General features: G+C 65.4%; 16 protein-coding genes. 10 read left to right on the plus strand and 6 right to left on the minus strand.

Going from position 1 to position 16,339, the window contains the following annotated elements:
- Positions 1-40 precede the first annotated feature (40 nt).
- Together BerOc1_RS13100 and BerOc1_RS13105 are read left to right on the plus strand one after the other, a co-directional pair.
- Positions 41-421, plus strand: a complete 381-nt coding sequence (locus BerOc1_RS13100; protein WP_071546118.1) for a response regulator transcription factor — start codon at positions 41-43, stop codon at positions 419-421.
- A gap of 31 nt (positions 422-452) precedes the next feature.
- A complete protein-coding gene (locus BerOc1_RS13105) occupies positions 453-2,192 on the plus strand; it encodes an HD-GYP domain-containing protein (protein ID WP_071546119.1) in 1,740 nt (579 codons plus the stop codon).
- Positions 2,193-2,213: 21 nt separating this feature from the next.
- Here BerOc1_RS13105 and BerOc1_RS13110 read toward each other — a convergent pair whose 3' ends face one another.
- The 5 genes from BerOc1_RS13110 to BerOc1_RS13130 form a co-directional block, all read right to left on the minus strand.
- Entirely contained in the window at positions 2,214-3,803 is a 1,590-nt protein-coding gene (locus BerOc1_RS13110; RefSeq protein ID WP_071546120.1) for a DUF885 family protein, read from the minus strand.
- Positions 3,804-3,830: 27 nt separating this feature from the next.
- Positions 3,831-4,784, minus strand: coding sequence for a chemotaxis protein (locus tag BerOc1_RS13115; protein ID WP_071546121.1), 954 nt, complete (start codon positions 4,782-4,784; stop codon positions 3,831-3,833).
- 114 nt (positions 4,785-4,898) lie between these two features.
- On the minus strand, positions 4,899-6,281 hold the full coding sequence (locus BerOc1_RS13120) for a sigma-54-dependent transcriptional regulator (protein ID WP_071546122.1): 1,383 nt from the start codon (positions 6,279-6,281) through the stop codon (positions 4,899-4,901).
- Positions 6,282-6,292: 11 nt separating this feature from the next.
- A complete protein-coding gene (locus BerOc1_RS13125; RefSeq protein WP_071546123.1) occupies positions 6,293-7,708 on the minus strand; it encodes a HAMP domain-containing sensor histidine kinase in 1,416 nt (471 codons plus the stop codon).
- A 116-nt stretch (positions 7,709-7,824) separates the two neighbouring features.
- Positions 7,825-8,097, minus strand: a complete 273-nt coding sequence (locus tag BerOc1_RS13130; RefSeq protein WP_071546124.1) for an acylphosphatase — start codon at positions 8,095-8,097, stop codon at positions 7,825-7,827.
- A gap of 174 nt (positions 8,098-8,271) precedes the next feature.
- Here BerOc1_RS13130 and BerOc1_RS13135 point away from each other — a divergent pair, with 174 nt between their 5' ends.
- Positions 8,272-8,883, plus strand: coding sequence for a hypothetical protein (locus BerOc1_RS13135; protein ID WP_071546125.1), 612 nt, complete (start codon positions 8,272-8,274; stop codon positions 8,881-8,883).
- Positions 8,884-9,044: 161 nt separating this feature from the next.
- Entirely contained in the window at positions 9,045-9,293 is a 249-nt protein-coding gene (locus BerOc1_RS13140; RefSeq protein WP_071546126.1) for a hypothetical protein, read from the plus strand.
- A 68-nt stretch (positions 9,294-9,361) separates the two neighbouring features.
- On the opposite strand, the gene BerOc1_RS13145 is transcribed toward BerOc1_RS13140, so the two are convergent.
- On the minus strand, positions 9,362-9,865 hold the full coding sequence (locus BerOc1_RS13145; protein ID WP_071546127.1) for a hypothetical protein: 504 nt from the start codon (positions 9,863-9,865) through the stop codon (positions 9,362-9,364).
- Between the two features lie 423 nt (positions 9,866-10,288).
- Between BerOc1_RS13145 and BerOc1_RS13150 the strand changes: the two genes are divergently transcribed.
- The 6 genes from BerOc1_RS13150 (at position 10,289) to BerOc1_RS13175 (ending at position 16,318) form a co-directional block, all read left to right on the plus strand.
- Positions 10,289-10,606, plus strand: coding sequence for an FmdB family zinc ribbon protein (locus BerOc1_RS13150; RefSeq protein WP_071546128.1), 318 nt, complete (start codon positions 10,289-10,291; stop codon positions 10,604-10,606).
- Positions 10,607-10,734: 128 nt separating this feature from the next.
- Entirely contained in the window at positions 10,735-12,033 is a 1,299-nt protein-coding gene (gene purB / locus BerOc1_RS13155; protein ID WP_071546129.1) for an adenylosuccinate lyase, read from the plus strand.
- A 1-nt stretch (position 12,034) separates the two neighbouring features.
- Entirely contained in the window at positions 12,035-12,592 is a 558-nt protein-coding gene (pyrE, locus tag BerOc1_RS13160) for an orotate phosphoribosyltransferase (RefSeq protein ID WP_071546130.1), read from the plus strand.
- 60 nt (positions 12,593-12,652) lie between these two features.
- A complete protein-coding gene (locus tag BerOc1_RS13165) occupies positions 12,653-13,912 on the plus strand; it encodes a L,D-transpeptidase family protein (RefSeq protein ID WP_071546131.1) in 1,260 nt (419 codons plus the stop codon).
- Positions 13,909-14,619: a hypothetical protein gene (locus tag BerOc1_RS13170; protein ID WP_071546132.1), complete on the plus strand. Its 711-nt coding sequence runs from the start codon at positions 13,909-13,911 to the stop codon at positions 14,617-14,619. Before BerOc1_RS13165 ends, BerOc1_RS13170 begins: the two co-directional genes overlap by 4 nt.
- The gene (locus tag BerOc1_RS13175; protein WP_071546133.1) at positions 14,570-16,318 is read left to right on the plus strand and encodes a M14/M99 family metallopeptidase; all 1,749 of its coding nucleotides are present in this window, start codon (positions 14,570-14,572) and stop codon (positions 16,316-16,318) included. Before BerOc1_RS13170 ends, BerOc1_RS13175 begins: the two co-directional genes overlap by 50 nt.
- Positions 16,319-16,339: the final 21 nt, after the last annotated feature.

The following is a 16,339-nucleotide window of genomic DNA, read 5'->3' on the forward strand; positions in this document are numbered from 1 at the left end:
GTGTTCCATATTCAACAGGTATGCTTCAAGGAGATGACTGATGGCCAAGAAGATCCTCATAGTTGATGACGAGGTCCACATCAAAATGCTGCTCGAGCAGACGCTCGAGGAGCTCGAGGACGAGTTCGAAGTGGACCTGTATACGGCCTCGGACGGCGAGGAGGGACTGGAATTCATCCGGAGCAAGCGTCCGGACCTGGTTTTTCTCGACATCATGATGCCCAAGATGAACGGCTACGAGGTCTGCCGGATCATCAAGGACGACGCGTCCCTCAAGGACGTGAAGATCATCCTGCTGACCGCCAAGGGACAGGAAGTGGACCGCAAGCAGGGACTGGAGCTGGGGGCCATGATGTACATGACCAAGCCCTTTGATCCGGACGAGATCCTGCGCGTCTCCAAGGAGCTTCTCGAGCTGTAAACGGATTCGCTCCCGGACCGCCCCCCTCTGCATGACACCCTTGAAAAAATACATACGGCCCGGCGTATTGCGCAACCTTCTCCGCAAGGCTGCCGAAATGGCCGACGGCCGCTGCTCCCTGGCCATCAGCTTCGAGGGCGAGGTCTGCATCGTCGAGGGGCCGGCCCCCGAGGTCGCCTTTGTCGAGGGCGGGCCCGGGGTGAGCAGCGTGCCCATCCGGTTCGACCAGGTCCACTCCGGGCGGCTGTTCCTGCTCGCGGACCGGCCAGACGACCGGGACGAGTGCGGCAGGCTCTTGAATTTCCTGTCCTATTCCATTCAGGAACTGGTGGACATGGAGTACGCCCGGCGATCCATCGCCGAAGAGGCCCTGGCCAAGTACCGCGAACTGGCCCTGTTCCACCGCTCGGTGCCGAACATCAACACCTCCCTGCACATGCGCGACGTGGTCAACGCGCTCATCGACGAATGCCGCCTGGAAAACTACCCCGGCGAGCTGGGCATGATCTTTTTGCTGGAACCGTCGCGCAAGGTCTTCCGCCTGGCCGTGCAGTTCGGCTTTCCCTTCGGCACCTACCTGCAGCCCATGGTGGACAGCGCGCTGTTCCAGGAAGTGGCCTGCTCGGGCCGGGGCGAGATCGTCAACGACCTGGAAAAGGAGGCCCGCTGGGACAACGAGCTGCCTGGCCTGGGGTCCATGATCCTCATCCCCATCAACTCGCCCAACCGCTGCGAGGGGGTGCTCATTCTGGGCTCCAGGAACACCGGAGTGTTCGAGGCCGCCCACCGGCGCAGCCTGACCACCCTGGCCTCGGTGGCGGGCATCTCGGTCTCCAACGCCTTCAACTTCGAGGGTATCCAGAAGCTGATGGACGCCATCATGCAGGCCCTGGCCGAGGCCATCGACTCGCGGGACCCGTATACGGCGGGCCACTCCGAGCGCGTGGCCCATCTGGCCGTGGCCTTCGGGCACACCCTGAACGAGGCCGGGGGCTACCGGGGAAGGGTTTTGAGCGACGACGAGCTGCGCGAGATCTACTACGCGGGCATCCTGCACGACGTGGGCAAGATCGGCATCAAGGAGGACGTCCTGACCAAGCGCACCCGGCTGCCGAAACGGCGCATGGACGTGGTCCGGGCGCGCTTCCAGCTCCTGGGCCAGTTCGACGACTTCGATTGGGGCCACGCCTTCGAGCGGCTGTGCGACGTGAACAAGGCCATGGTCCCGGACGCGTCCGCCCTGGATTTCGTCCGCGAACTGGGCGACCGGGTCCTGCGCCGCAACGGGACCAGCCTGCGCTATCTCTATGACGACGAACTGGAGAACCTGCTGCTGGCCTACGGCAACCTGACTCGGGACGAGCGCAGGGAGATCGAGCGCCATCCGGCCGAGAGCGAGCGTATCCTCCAGCACATCCCCATGCAGGACGGCTACGGAGACCTCCTGACCATCATCCGCCAGCACCACGAACGCATGGACGGCTCAGGCTATCCCGACGGGCTCAAGGGCGAGGACATCCTGCTCCAGAGCCGCTTGATGGCCATCGTGGACATCTATGACGCCGTCACCCAGGAACGCCACTACAAGCCCGCCTACACCCGCAGCGAGGCCATGAAGATCCTCGGCCGGGAAGTGGAGGAGGGCAAACTGGACAGCGAGTTGACCAGCTTCTTCCTGAGCAATATCGAGAGCATCGAGATGCTTTCCGAACAGGTCAAGGTGACCAAGGCCACGCACCTGTCGTCCCTGGGCCACCTGTCCAGTCTCTGATTCTCACATTCCGGAAAGGATTCAGCGCACCGGGCGCCGGGCGATGGCGGAAAGCGGCATCTGTCCTTCGGCGAACAACGCCTTGCAGAAGAGCGGCAGGTCCAGCCGCCACTGGCGGCGCAGTTCGGTCAGCTCGTGCAGGCCGAGCACGGGCATGGTCCGGTGGCCCGGGGCCGTGCGGATGAGCCTGACTTCGCTCAATGCCTCCTCGCGGGTGAACCCGGCGCGGTCCAGGATGTCCAGGCAGTGGTCCTGGTCCAGGCCGCCCACGGCCAGTTCGGTGTCGATGCGGGCCAGGGCCGCCCGCCTGAGTCCGCGCACGTGCAGGACCAGCCGGTCCAGATCGGTTTCCAGGTAGCCCAGCTCGTCCAGCAGGTGCTCGGCAAAGGCCAGCCAGCCCGCCGTGAACACGGGATTGGTCACCTGACCCAGGCACGGGTCGGCCAGAGCCCGGCGCTGTGAGTCGAGCAGGTGGCGGCCGGGATAGGTCTGGGCCGCGGCCAGGAAGGGAAATTCGCGGCGCATGCGGGCCAGGTGGGCCGGGGTGTCGCGGAACCGGTTGCCAGAAAATATGTGCGGGCTGACATAGCACCGGGACGGCTCGTTCTCCCAGGCCCCGAGCACGGGGTCGTGGTGGATGGGCCGCAGGGTGGACGCCAGGTGCCGGGGCTGGGGGTCGATGCGCAGGCCGGAGTCCGCGAACACGCCCGCCAGGGGGCCTTCCTGGACAAAGGCGCGCAGCCGGTGGATTTCCCGGATGATCAGGTCCAGGGGGGCCAGGCCGTCGGTGGGCGGTCCCTCGTATCCCTCGTACAGTTCGCGCCACGTCCCGCCGCCAATCCCGGCCTGGAGACGGTCCAACGTGGTCAGTCTCGCCTCGAACTCGGTTTCGGCCAGGTCGCGCAGCTCCTCCATGGAGCGGTCCGTGCCCAGCACGTGCTCGGCGGCGTATCGGAAGGAGGGGCCGTCCGGGTCCGGGATCTCGGGCCTGGAGGTGACGAAACGGTCGTATTCGCGCAGGGCCGCCAGGGCGTCGGCCAGAAATCGGGGGGCCTTGCCCGCCCGGCCCAGCTCCTGTCCGCCCAGCTCGGTCAGGTAGCGGGCGCAGTCCCGGATCATGGTCTGTGAAGTGGACCGGCTGGCCGTGCTGGCGGCCTCGATGTTCTCGGTGGCGTGGGTCAGCATGGCGGGCACGGACTTGAGGCGGCTGATGAACCGCTTCTGCCGTGCCCGGTCGTTCTTGGCGGGCAGGTCGGCGGCCTGCTCCAGGCCGGTGAAGGCCACCTGCAGGTAGAGTTCCGGGGCGTGTTCCCAGGCGCGGATGCCGTCCAGTTCGGCGATGACCCCGCCCGCGCTCAAGGCCAGGGCCTGGGCCCGCGCCTTGTCGGCCGGTTCCGTCGCCTTGTCCGCTTCGGCCAGGAAATTGTTGCGGAAGGCGGTCAGGGCGGCCACGTGCCGGGCGATGGACCGGCCGGACAGGTCGTCCAGGCGGTCCAGCCACCTGGAGGCGTCGGTCACGGGGGGCATGAGCGGGAAGGCGCCCGAGGCGCACATCACCGGATAGTGCTTGGCCAGATAGGCGAAGAACTTCTTGGCAACTGAGGATTTCATGGGTTCTTTGCCTTTGGCTTTCGGGGCCTAGCCTGCCTGCTCTTCGAGCAGTTTCAGCGCCCTGGGCGCGAGTTCGCCCAGTTCGGCCTTGGATATCTGGGCGTCGGCGCCCACGGCGATGCCCTTGTGGTGCAGGGTCTGGGTGACGATGGAGGAGCAGAGGATGACCGGCAGATGGCGCAGGCCGTTGTCTTCCTTGATGCGGCGGGTCAGGGTGTGGCCGTCCATGGAGGGCATCTCCACGTCCGAGACCACCAGGTTGACGTAGTCCTCCAGGGGGCGTCCCTCGGATTCGGCGAGCCTCTGGATCCCCAGCAGGTATTGCAGGGCCTGTTCGCCGTTCTCCTCGGTGTGGACCTTGAATCCGGCCGAGGTCAGGATGTTGGCGATCATCTTGCGCGCCATGGCCGAGTCGTCGGCCAGCAGCACCCGGTACTTCCTGTGGGCGATGGCCTCGCGGACCTTCTCCGTGGCCTCCGGGTCCGGCTCGCCGCCCGGGTTCAGGTCCATGCAGATCTTCTCCATGTCCAGGATGAAGGTGATCCTGCCGGCGATCTTGACCACGCCGGTGATGGAGTTGACCGTCAGGGAGGAGACGTAGTTGGTCGGGGCCTCCACCTCCTGCCAGCCGATGCGGTGGATGCGGGTCACGCCCGAGACCAGGAAGGCGCTCTTGGTCCGGTTGAATTCGGTGACGATGACCTTGGGCGGCTCGGTCTCGACACGGCTCTTGCGCAGCCACCCGGCCAGGTCGACGAGCGGGATGATCTCGTTGCGCAGGTTGAAGGCGCCGAGCACGGACGGATGGGCCGCTTCGGGCATCTCGGTCAGCTCGGGCATCTGGATGATCTCCAGCACCTTGGCCACGTTGATGCCGTAATAGCCCCGGTAACCGCCGCCCGTGCGCGATTCGTCGAGATAGAACTCGACGATCTCGAGCTCATTGGTGCCCGATTCCAACAGGATCTTGGTTTCGCTCATGAACAGGTTTCTCCAGGGGCCTCCGCGTGCCCGACGGTATGGTGACCCCGAACATATACAAGCGGTTTGCCGGGCGCAACCCCGGGCATGCGGCAAATCGCGGCGGAATACTCGCTATTCCCCGCCTATGCCGTACTTTTTGATCTTGTAGTGGATGGCCCGGCGGCTGATGCCCAGACGGTCGGCCGCGTCCTTCTTGACCCCGCCCGCCGCCTCGAGGGCGCGGAGGATGGTCTCCCGCTCGTTGTCCTCCAGGGACAGGCTGGTCCCGGCGGCCGGGGAGTTGACGGGCGGCGTCTCCAGCTGTAGGTCGCCGGGCTCGATGACGTCCCCGGCGCAGAAGACCAGGGCCGCTTCCAACGCGTTTTCCAGCTCCCGGACGTTGCCCGGCCAGGGGTGGGATTCGAGCAGGCGCATGGCCTCGGCCGAGAGTCCGGCGCAGGGCCGCTGCTGGCGGGCGCAGAGCCTTGCCAGCAGCCCGTCGGCCAGGGCCGGGATGTCCTCGCGCCGCTCGCGCAGGGGCGGGATGGTCAGGGTGACCACCTTGAGGCGGTAGTAGAGATCCTCTCGAAATTTCCCCTCCGCGACCATCTTCGGCAGGTCCGCGTTGGTGGCGGCCACCACCCGGCAGGACACGGTCCGCTCGCGGTTGTCGCCCACCCGGCGGATGGTTCCCTCCTGCAGGAAGCGCAGCAGCCGGGCCTGCATGTCCGGGGAGACGTTGCCTATCTCGTCCAGGAACAGGGTGCCGCCGTCCGCCTCCTCGATGAGCCCCTTCTTGTCCTTTACCGCGTGGGTGAAGGACCCCTTGACGTGGCCGAACAGCTCGCTCTCGAGCAGGGTGGGCTGGGTGGAGCCGCAGTCCACGACCACGAACGGGCCGTCGGACCGGGGGCTTTCCTCGTGCAGGATGCGCGCGGCCAGCTCCTTGCCCGTGCCCGATTCGCCGAAGAGCAGGACCGTGGCCGTGGATTTGGCCACCCGGTCCAGCCGTTCAAGGAAACGGGCCATGGCCGGGGCCGGGCCGCCGATCAGGCCTCGCTCGGCTTGGGACGCGGTTCGCTGCGTCGGCTTGGAAGCGGGCCTCGGGGCCGAAGCGTCCGTCGGATCGGCCGTTTCCCCGCGCGCTTCGAGCCGGGCGCGGACCCGGCGGACCAGCTCCTTGCCGTCGAACGGCTTGGTCAGGTAGTCGGCGGCCCCGTCCTGGATGGAGCCCACGGCGTCCGGGATGGTCCCGTGGGCCGTGAGCATGATGATCGGGATGTGCGGCCAGTTCTCCATGACCTCCCTGAGCAGCCCCCGGCCGCCCATGCCGGGCATCTTCACGTCCGAGATGATCAGGTCCACGGGCTCGTCGGCCAGCATCTCCAGGGCGGTCTCGGCCCGGTCGGCCAACAGCGGGCTCAATCCCGCGGAGAGCAGGCGCGCCTCGAGAACCTCCAGGATGCTCTCGTCGTCGTCGACCACCAGGATGGTCGGAATGTCCGGTTTGCTCATGATTTTCCTCGTCAGGCGGTTGCGGGCAGGGTGAAACGGAAAGTGGCGCCTCGGCCCGGTTCGCTCTCGACCCAGATGCGCCCGCCGTGGGCCAGGACGATGCGCCGGGAGATGGCCAGGCCCAGCCCGGCCCCGTCTATGGAGTCGCGCACGCCGGGCTCGCGGTAGTACTTGAGAAAGATGCGTTCGCGCTCGTCCTCCGGGATGCCCGGCCCGTTGTCGCGGACGCAAAAGAGGGCCTCGTCGCCGCTGCGCTCGGCGCTGACCCGGACCTTGCCGCCCCGGCCCGAGAACTTGACGGCGTTGCCCACCAGGTTGGTCAGCACCTGGCTGATGTGCGCGGGGTCGGCGGTCACGGCCAGCCCGGGCCCGACCTCGGCTTCGAGGGTCACGTCGGCTCCCCTGGCCGTGGGCGCGAGCCGCTCCAGGGCCGCGTCCACCAGCCCGGCCGCGTCCACGCGCTCCGGGTTCAGCTCCAGTTCCTGCGTCTCCATGCGCGATACGGACAGCAGCCGCGAGAGCAGGCCGGACAGGCGACCGGACTCCTTTTCGGCAATGTCCAGGAACCGCTTCTGCCTCTCGTTGACCGCGCCGAAGGTCCCGGATCCGATGAGGTCCACGGCCTCGCGCACCGAGGTCAGCGGGGTGCGGATTTCATGGGAGAGCATGGCGATGAAGTCGGCGCGCATGCGCTCCTCGCGCCGCAGCCGCGCGGCCATGGCGTTGAAGGCCAGGGCCAGCTCGCCCAGCTCGTCGCGCGACAGGATGCGCACGTCGCGGGGCGTGGCTCCGGTGCCCAGTTCGCGGATGCCCCGGCGCACCTCGCCGAGCGAGCGGTTCAGGGTCCAGGCCAGCAGCAGGCTGCCGCCCACGCCCACGACGAGGCAGAAGGCCAGGCCGTACATGCCCACGTTTGCCGCGTGGCGGCCCGCGTCGCGAAGCTGCGTCAGGCGCGCCTCGGTGTCGGCCTGGTTGTCCAGCAGGGACTGCTCCAGGATATCGGTCCAGTCGCTGACCGTGTCGTCCGGGGTCAGGTTCTCGCCCGGGGTGTTGGCCGGGTCCAGGGTGATCTGGTACTCCGAGGTCAGCTCCCTCCACTCGTCGGCGTAGCGGGGGTGCTTTTCGATGGTCCTGTTGAGGATCTCGCCGAACCGGGTCAGATCCTCGACGATGAAGCCCACGGCGGCCTGGTCGCCGCCCAGGATGCGGTAGCGTCGGATGTTGTTCTGCACGTTGTAGAGGCGCTCGAGCATGCGCTGGATGGCCGAGTCCAGGTCGTGGTTCTCGGTGACCATGAGCCCGGCGATCTCCGCGTCCTTCCGGACCTGCTGGAAAAGGTAGGCCGAGGTGGCGAAAAAAACCACGATCAGGGCGCAGGCCCAGACGGTCAGTTTGGCGGCGATGGTCAGGTGGCGGGCCTTGGGCATGGCGCGAATCCTACCGCATTCCCGGGGGCCGGGCAAACCGGGCCGGGCACCCAAAAAAATCCCGCCCGTCACGCCAACGGCGCGGCGGGCAGGCCGACGGGTCCGGGACGGCTGGATCAGCCCCGGATTTCAAAGACGTCGAAAACCTTGTCGTATTCGATGGTATTGCACGTTATCTCACCCCGGTCCACGATGGGGGCCTCCGCCAGGAGGTGTTCGCGGAAGGCGGTGAACTTCGCCGCATCTCCCTGAAGCAGAATTTCGGCCTTGCGGTCGGCAACGTTGCGCACCCAGCCCTTCAGGCCGAGGAGCTGTGCGGTGCTCTGGACCCAGGACTGGAAATTGCCGCCAGTGACCTTTCCTTCGACGACGCATGTGTAGCTCAGCATGATGAACCTCCGATTTCATGTTTCCGCTTTGTCTATAATATACAGTAAAACCGGCAAAGAGAAAAGGGTGGGAGATGAGGAAAATAGCCCCCTTTGCGGTTGCCTGTCCCGGCGGCCTGCTGTATGGTGTCGTCCTGCTCTGAGCGCTTCGCACCCGTGAAGCGAGGAATTCCCATGCGCATATTGTTTTTCGTCGTCGCCGTCCTGGCGATGATCGTCCTTTCCGTCCCGGCCCGGGCGTCGCTGCCCTATTACAATGCCGACCTGGGCTACACCATCTGGCTGCCCGAGAGCTGGAACGAGGCTCCGCCGGATTCGTTGAACGCCCACGAGCTGGCGGGCTGCGCCCTGCCTGTGCGGGGCACGGTCGCCCCGGACTGGCGGGCGGGCTACGTCCACCCGAGCCCTGGGCGGACATGCGCCCTCCTGGTGGAGGCCAAGCCCGGCCGGACCATGCGGGACGCCGACATCTCCAACTTCAACAGCTTCCTGGTCCGCTCCCTGGCCCGGTCCATCCGCGAAGACGTCCGGCTGCCCGGCGAGCCGGTGACGGTCTTCAAGGACGCCACCTATTTCCGGGACCGGAAGACCCTGCGCATCGAGACCGAGGTGGCGGGAAGCGGCGGAGCCGTGCTCAGCATGGCCTATATCGTCTACACCCGGAAGGGCATGCTGGCCTTCACTGCCTTCGTGGACCCCGCCGACCGGGAGACCCGGCAGGCCGTGGACAAGGCCGTGCTCTCGGTCTACCTGGACGACAGGCTGCGCCTTGCCGCCGAGCGTTGACGCGCGGGAGCGGGCCGGATACCATCGGATCAGGCGGGAACGGATGGTTCCCGGTGCGCACTTTTGCGCGCGCACGTTCCGCACGGACGGGGGCAGCTTGCCGGAATCGTTGTGGTTTGACGGCGGCACGCCCCTTGCTTCGTGCGGTGTAGGAGGCCCGAGTGAAGAAGATTATCCTGGCAACGGTCATCACTCTCTTGATGCTCTCACCGGTCCGGGCGGCGGACGTCCGCTTCCCGGCGGATTCTTTGCTCGTGGCCTCCAAACAGGATGACCGGGGCCGGAACGACGGTCGCCAGGACAGGGGCGGAAAAAAGCCGGGCACGGTCATCATCAAGGGCAAGGGCGGCAAGGTCACCGGCGTGGAACGGGAGCCGGACAGGCGGCCGCGCCAAAAGCCGCAGCGCTGACCGGCCCGCGCAAAAAGCCCCCGGAACCATCGGTTCCGGGGGCTTTTTGCGCGCCGCAGGCGGACGGGCTACTGGGCGGTGCCGCAGGTCGGGACCTGGGGGTCGGTGCCGCTTTCGAGCAGCTTGGTGCGGTATTCCTTGACCTCGTCCAGGGAATTCCAGCCCTCGTACATCTCCAGCCATTCGCCGAACTCCATGAACGCCTCGTCCAGGTGGGGCTCGTGCATCTTCAGCCAGACGTTGAACAGGTACATCTCGACCTTGAACTTGGCGTCGTCGAAGACCTGGGGCAGGATCGAGGCCTCGTACTTCTGGCCATCCAGGCGGGCGGCCACGAAGGTGCAGACGTTGTCCTGGGAACGCTGGTAGTCGAGTTCCGCGTCGTTGATCATGTCCGCGAACCGGAACAGGCCGGGGAAGTCTTCCTCGATCCGCTTCAGCCTGTCCTCCGGAATTTCGATCCACAACTTGTCGTCCTTCCGGACCACGAAGTAAAAGCGGAGCCACTGGTCGAACTGGAAGATTTCGACGGCATCCTTGATCGCATTTTTCACGCTGACGCTTCTGAGCATTGTACCGATCCTTTGGAATGGGGGCTTGGAGACGGGAATATGGACATCATACCGTTTGGAGTCAAGGGGAAATCGGGCGCCCGGGGGGTAGACAAACGGGATGCAGTTGTTATATGAAGTGCGGCTCGCAAGAAAGAAATGCCCTTACCGGGCCGAAATATCTAAGGAGACAATCATGGCACGCCACAAGAAGCACGAACGCATGAAGGAACTGGACCGCAAGCGTCACCGCCGTCAGAAGGCCATCAAGGCCCGCATCAGGGAAGCCAAGGCCGCCGCGGCCTAGCCAGTCGTTCGCGTGCGCCGCGTTTGCGGCGGCGCATCGCGTCACCGGGCCGCCGCCGCGCGGCTCCGGATTGCAATCGCGCCCCGCATGAGGCGCAGAGAATATTCGCCTTTTCCGTCGAAGGAATTTGTTACGTCATGCCTATCTACGAGTACCAATGCGAAGTCTGCCACGCCATCTTCGAGGAGTGGCAGTCCGGTTTCCAGGACCATGAAGTACCCTGCCCCGAATGCGGCGGGGAATCCAAGAAGCTTATTTCCCATTCCTCCTTTCATCTGAAGGGAGGCGGGTGGTACGCGGACGGCTACGGCGGAAAGAGCGCCGGGAACAAGCCCGGCGAAGCGCAGACGCCCGCCGCGGACGCCGGTTCCTCGACACCGGCCAAGCCCGAATCGGCCCCGGCCTCGACCTGTCCCGCCAAGTCGGACACGTCCAGCGCGGGGTCCGCGTCCTAGACACGCGCCAAAGGCAGCACCCGCTGCCTTTTTTTATGGGTTCGCGCCCCTTGAGTTTTTGCGGCACCGTTGCCATAGTATGCCGTTCGCGCGGCCGAACACCCCTTAACACGGAGAGAGACAAGACGATGCTTGAACGGTATTCCCGTCCCGAGATGCGGGCGTTGTGGACCCTGGAGAACAAGTTCCGGGTCTGGCTGGAAGTGGAGCTGGCTGTGGTCCGGGCCTGGACCGAAATGGGCGAGGTCCCCCAGGCCGCCTGCGACGAGATTCTCGGCAAGGCGGATTTCGACGTGGACCGCATCCTCGAAATCGAGGAGACCACCAAGCACGACGTCATCGCCTTCCTGTCCGCGGTGGAGGAAAAGGTCGGACCGAGCTCCCGCTACATCCATCTGGGCTGCACCTCCTCGGACATCGTGGACACGGCCAACGGACTGCTCCTGACCCGCGCCGGGGGGATCATCGCCGAGGGCATCGACCGTCTGCTCGAGGTCCTCAAGGGGCTGGCCTTCAAGCACAAGGGGCTGCTGTGCATGGGGCGGACCCACGGTATCCACGCCGAGCCGACCACCTACGGCCTGAAGTTCACCGGGTTTTACGCCGAGTTCGCCCGGCACAGGGAACGCTTCGCCGCCGCCCTGGAAAACATCCGCGTGGGCAAGCTGTCCGGCGCGGTGGGCACCTTCGCCCACTCCGGCCCCGAGCTGGAGGAGCGCACCTGCGCCTTCCTCGGCCTGACGCCCGACCCGCACTCCACCCAGATCGTCCAGCGCGACCGCTACGCCCAGTATTTCACCGCCCTGGCCATGCTGGCCGGGGGCATCGAGCGCCTCGGCCTGGAATTGCGGCACCTGCAGCGCACCGAGGTCTCCGAGGTGGAGGAAGGCTTCACCAAGGGCCAGAAGGGCTCCTCGGCCATGCCCCACAAGAAGAACCCCATCTCCGCCGAGAACCTCTGCGGCCTGTCGCGGGTCATCCGGGGCAACGCCGTGGCGTCCATGGAGAACCAGGCCCTGTGGCACGAGCGCGACATCTCCCACTCCTCGGTGGAGCGGGTCATCATGCCGGACTCCACCGCGCTGGTCGATTACATGCTCCACCGCATGGCGGGCGTGCTCGAACGGCTGGTGGTCAAGGAGGACGTCATCGAGCGCAACCTGTTGAGTTCGTTCGGCCTCTTCTACTCGCAGCGGGTCCTGAACAAGCTCATCAACACGGGCCTCAAGCGCCAGGAGGCGTACGAGATGGTCCAGAAGGTGGCCATGCGCTGCTGGGAAAACCGCGTCCAGTTCGAGGACGAGGTCCGTAACGACCCGGAAGTAAACAAGCATCTCGCTTCTAACGATCTTGACGAAGCTTTCGACCCTTCGTATTACAAACGGTATGAGGATGTGGTTTTCGACCGCGTTTTCGAGGGAAACTAGGATGACGGAACTCAAATCAAGGCTGGCCAAGCTCCTGCTCAAGCTCTCCTACAAGGAGGGCGACTTCACGCTGACGTCGGGGAAAAAGAGCGACTATTATTTCGACTGCAAGCAGACGGCGCTGAATGCCGAGGGCGGCTACCTCATCGGCCGGCTGTTCGTCGAAATGCTCAAAGACTACGCTGTGCAGGGCGTGGGCGGCATGACCCTGGGGGCGGACCCGCTGGTCACCTCGGTGACCGTGGTCTCCTTTCTGGAGCAACGCCCTCTGCCCGGTTTCATCATCCGCAAGAAATCCAAGGGCCACGGCACCAACCAGTATCTCGAGGGACTGGCCAACTTCAAGCGGGGCGACAAGGTCGTTTTGCTGGAGGACGTCTGCACCACCGGCGGCACGCTGATCACGGCGGCCGAGCGGGTGCGCGACGCCGAGCTCGAGATCGTCGGCGTCCTGGCCGTCCTGGACCGCGAAGAGGGCGGCCGGGAGCGGTTGAAGGAGGCGGGGCTTGAGCTCAACGCCATCTTCACCCGCAAGGAACTGCTGGCGGCGGGGAAATAGGGCTCGCCGGGGAGACGCGAGGTCCGGTTCGGGGGCAACCAGGAGCGGTAGTAAGAGTATATGCGGGTAGTTTTCATCGTCCTGACAATCGTTTTGTCCGCGACCACGGCCCTGGCCGGGGGCTGGACGCCGTTGCTCTCCTCCCACACCTACGGGCCGAAGCGGATCATCGCCGTGGACAAGGAAGCCCAGGAACTGATCGTCCTCGAACAGCAGTCTCCACTGCACGAGGTGCGCCGCTTCCCCTGCACCACGGGCCAGTCCATGGGCGACAAGGCCGTGGAGGGCGATATGCGCACTCCCGAGGGCGTCTACTTCGTGGGCCATCGCATCAACCGCAAACTGGACTGGGGGCTGTACGGCAACATCGCCTACTCCCTGAACTATCCCAACCCCATCGACCGCATCAAGGGCAAGACCGGGTCCGGCATCTGGCTGCACGGCCGGGGCAAGACCTTCCTGCCGCGCGACACGCTCGGCTGCGTGGCCCTCAAGGTTCCGGACATGAAGGACGTGGCCCTGGAGGCCTCCTACGGCACGCCCGTGGTCATCGCCGACGACGTCAGCTGGTCCGCCGATCCGGGCGAGAGCGAGGTCACGGCCCTGACCCTGGCCAAGACCCTCGAGGCCTGGGCCCGCGACTGGGGGGCCAAGGACGACAAGTTCTTCTCCTATTACGATGGCCCGATGCTGGAGTTGTCCGAGGGACTGGATTTCGAGGGGTTCGAGGAGCACAAGCGCAACATCTTCGCCTCCCAGCCCTGGATACAGGTCATGGTCGGCAACGTCCGGGCCGTCCCGGGCCCCGGCTACTGGGTGACCTGGTTCGACCAGTACTACCGCACCAGGGGCATGGCCTCGACCACGGGCAAGCGGTTCTACTGGGTCCAGGACGACCAGGGCGGCTGGCGCATCGCCGGGCGCGAGTACGTCCCGGCCTCGGAACAGCTGGACGCCAAGTACCTGGCCTCCAAGGCGGGCGAGGCCAGGGCGCTGGTGGAGAAGTGGCGCGAGGCGTGGCTCGCCGGGAACGCCGAAGCCTACGAGAATTTTTACGAACACGACGCCGAGCAGGGCGGCCGCAAGGGTGCGGCGAACATCGCAGAATACAAAAAGACGTTGTGGGAGGAGAAGCCTCCTGTTAGACTGGAGGTTGATGATCTGAAAGTCGCTTTGCATCCCATGGGGCTCAAGGTGGCCTTTGACCAGGAGTTCGCCGACGCCAGCGGCTACTCGGACCGGGGACGAAAGACCCTGATCCTGGTGCCCGAGGGCGATACCTGGAAAATCGACAGCGAGCAGTGGAGACGGATGAGATGAGCGATTCCAAGTACAGCGTGCTCTTCATGCGCGACGACCGGGACGTGACCCGGTATCGCCTCAGCCCGTTCTGGTTGAAGATGTTCGTCTTCAGCCAGGTCTTTCTATTGCTCTGCGCCGCGGGCGGCATCTACATGGGCGTGCGCGGCTTTAGGGTCAACGCCGCCCTCCAGTCCCAGAAGAAGGATCTGGAGCAGCGGCTGGTGGACGCCGAGGTCCGCCTGGAGCGGCTGGGAAACATGGAGAAGATCCTCGAATCCTACGATCCGGCCGAGTTGCAGTCCCTGCTGTCCGCGGCCACGACCGAGGTCGAGCAGCAGCCCGAGCCGCGCGAGGAGATCAACCTGAACCAGATCTTCACCCGCACCGACACCCGCCAGGTGGGCGTGGAGAACATGCAGGCCAAGCTGACCGGGCGCAAGCTGACCGTCTCCTTCGAATTGAACAATCTGCAGGCTTCCAAGTCCATGGCCGGGCAGGCGGACTTCATCTACCTGACCAAGGGCGGGCAGGCCGAGGACGCCGAGACCAACAAGGACGATCTGTCGTTCCAGATTCAACGCTTCAAGCGCATCCGGACCACCTTCCTCCTGCCCGAGGGCATGGAGCGCAAGGACCTCTTCGGGCTGCGCCTTGAGATCAAGGGAAAGGATGGCGATGTCATTTTTGCCGAAACATATCCCTTCTATCACATTCTGGCTTCTTAGCCTGATCCTCCTGTCCGCCGCCTCCCCCGCCCTGGCCGGGTCGTGGGAGCACTCCTTTTTCGCGGGCACCCAGTATCCGCTCCGGGTCGTTTATCTGCAGGGCGAACAGCCCGGCCCCACGGTCATGGTCCAGGGCGGTATCCAGGGCGACGAGTCCGCGGGCTACATCACGGCCCAGCTCCTGTCCAAGGGCAAGGTCCTGCGCGGCAACCTGATCGTCCTGCCGCGCGCCAACGTGCCGTCCATCAATCTGTGCAAGCGCCAGATCAACGTGGACATGAACCGGCGTTTCGACCAGAACTACAACCGCTTCTACGAGGACCGCGTGGCCCGGGTCATCCGCTTTCTGCTCAACCAGGCGGACGCCTTCATCCATCTCCACGAGGGCAGCGGGTTCTACAACCCGACCTACGTGGACAACCTGCGCAATCCCAAGCGGTACGGCCAGTCCATCATCGTGGACACCCTGGTCTACAACCAGATCGACCTGGCCCGGACCGTGAACCCGGTCCTGGATGAGCTCAACGACCACATCGGCATGAGCGACTACAAGTTCCAGCTGTTCAACACCCGGACCTTCGATCAGGGGACCGATTATCCCGAGATGCGCAAATCCCTGACCTGCTACGCCCTGGCCGAGCACAACATCCCGGCCATAGCCGTGGAGGTCTCCAAGTCCATCCGCCAGATCGGTTGGAAGGTCCGCCAGCAGCTGACCGCCACGCGCATGCTCCTGCACCGGCTCGGCGTGGAGGTCACCCCTCCCGAGTTCACGGACGAGGACGTCCGGGCCTATGCCCGCACCGGGATCAAGGTCACGGTCAACGGCCGCACGCTGGGCAGCGACGGGATCATCAACCTGGCTCCGGGCACGACTCTGGCGGTCAAGTCCGTATCCTCGGGGCCGAGCGAATTTTCCCCGGAACTGGCCCTGTTCGCTTCGGACCGGCCCGGCGTGAACCTGATCAACGCCCGACGCATGGTCCTGGAGCCGTTCTCGGAGCTGGAGTTGCGCTCGGACGGCAGCAAGGTGGCCGAGACCAAGATCCGCTGGACCGGCAAACTGCCCAACGCCCCGGGCGACGACACCCCCGTGTTTGTCTGCTGGCTCAACGGCAACCCGGTCTTCGTGCGCGACGGCGAGACCCTGAACGCGGTGCTCGGCGACCAGCTCATCCTCGAGGGCATGTGGGGCAGCGACCTCAAGGAAGTCATCAATCTCAAGGGGTTCGTGGCCATCCCCTGGGCCAACAACGGCCAGGATCTGGGCTGGGAGATCATCCTGGACCCGGACAACTTCCTGTCCCACTACGCGCTCAAATCCGACCATCCCGGGGCCACCCGGTTCCGGGTGGTCCGCGAGACGCCCGGCGCGCCCGAGGCAAGTTTTTACGTGGACATCCGGCCGCGCACGGTCCTGGCCCTGCGCCTGGGCGACAGGCACGGCCAGAACCTGCTCATTCCCTGGAACGCGGGGGGCAGCTATCGGCTGCCCGAGGGCGAGTACGTGTTCGAATCCGCCTGGAGCAACGGCCCGGACGACAAGCTGGTGGCCACGACCGGGGACAGGCCCCTCGACGAGGGCCAGTCCTTCAAGGTGGACTATGGCGCTCCGCTCAAGCTGACCGTGCGCCAGGCCACCACCTTCGGCGACATCGGGACCATGACCTTCACCGCCAGCGGGCTGGCCAGCCGGTAGACGAACGGCCCGTGCCACCCG

The sequence above is a fragment of the Pseudodesulfovibrio hydrargyri genome, assembly GCF_001874525.1.
In the GTDB taxonomy this organism is placed as follows: Bacteria; Desulfobacterota; Desulfovibrionia; order Desulfovibrionales; family Desulfovibrionaceae; genus Pseudodesulfovibrio; species Pseudodesulfovibrio hydrargyri.